Raw genomic sequence first — 848 nt, 5'->3', positions numbered from 1 at the left:
ACTCCCGGTTGTCCAGATGCGCAACACAGATTATGTGTGACTGTGGAGATGTATGATGGTGAAAAACATTACGCTCGCAGTCGACGAAGACGTGCTCCGACGCGTTCGTGCGATTGCCCATGATCGTGGCACGTCGCTCAACGCCCTTGTCCGTGAGCATCTGGAGCAATTGAGCCAGGCAAAGGACGATGAGCGCCGTCAGTACAAGGAAGCGCTCGCCGAGTTGCGCGAGATGAGTGCCAGATCGGGTGTCTCACTAGGGGAGGATTACAAATTCAGCCGGGAGGATGCCTATGAGGGCCGGCTTCGTTGACACGAATGTTCTCGTCTACGCTGCGACCGGAGCGGTGGACGAGCGCGTCAAGTGGCTACGGGCCCTCGAATTCCTGGAGGATGGACCGTACTCGTTGTCGGGTCAGGTTCTCGCGGAATTCTACAACATCGCCGTCAGAAAGCACCGTTTGGAGATCGCCCAAGTCGAGCGGTGGCTGACGTTTCTGGAGAATTTCACGGTTCAAGCGATCGATCGCGGCGTCGTTCTGGCGGGGATCGCTCTCTCGCAACGATACCAGATCTCCTACTGGGATGCCGCCCTCATAGCCGCTGCCAAACGCTTGGATGAAACTACCCTCTACACCGAAGACCTCAATCACGGGCAGTCCTATGAGGGCGTCCGTGTTGTGAACCCATTCATCGAGAATTGAGCCCACCTAGGAATCTCCATGTCCATCCTCGTCGACAAGAACACCAAGATCATCGTGCAGGGTCTGACCGGCAAGACCGGCTCGTTCCACACCGAGCAGGCGCTGGCCTATCACGGCACGCAGATGGTCGCCGGCACCCATCCC

At 57.8% G+C, this 848-nt stretch carries 2 protein-coding genes and 1 pseudogene; all 3 read left to right on the top strand.

Features of this window, described 5'->3' with window-relative positions; translation table 11 throughout:
• Positions 1 to 55 precede the first annotated feature (55 nt).
• Positions 56 to 313, top strand: coding sequence for a DUF6364 family protein (locus ING15_RS19275; RefSeq protein WP_206456463.1), 258 nt, complete (start codon positions 56 to 58; stop codon positions 311 to 313).
• The gene (locus ING15_RS19270) at positions 294 to 704 is read left to right on the top strand and encodes a PIN domain-containing protein (protein ID WP_206456462.1); all 411 of its coding nucleotides are present in this window, start codon (positions 294 to 296) and stop codon (positions 702 to 704) included. Before ING15_RS19275 ends, ING15_RS19270 begins: the two co-directional genes overlap by 20 nt.
• A gap of 18 nt (positions 705 to 722) precedes the next feature.
• Positions 723 to 848, top strand: a pseudogene (locus ING15_RS19265) (succinate--CoA ligase subunit alpha); the annotation flags it as partial.

This window comes from Aurantimonas marina, assembly GCF_017183135.1.
GTDB lineage: Bacteria > Pseudomonadota > Alphaproteobacteria > Rhizobiales > Rhizobiaceae > Aurantimonas > Aurantimonas marina.
The sequence above is the reverse complement of the archived record's forward strand: the minus strand, read 5'-3'. Positions and strand labels throughout refer to the sequence as shown.

What these genes read in the sequence shown, in the direction of transcription:
- ING15_RS19275 (WP_206456463.1), top strand. Translation starts at nt 56, where the DNA reads ATGGTGAAAAACATTACGCTCGCAGTCGACGAAGACGTGCTCCGACGC.
- ING15_RS19270 (WP_206456462.1), top strand. Translation starts at nt 294, where the DNA reads ATGAGGGCCGGCTTCGTTGACACGAATGTTCTCGTCTACGCTGCGACC.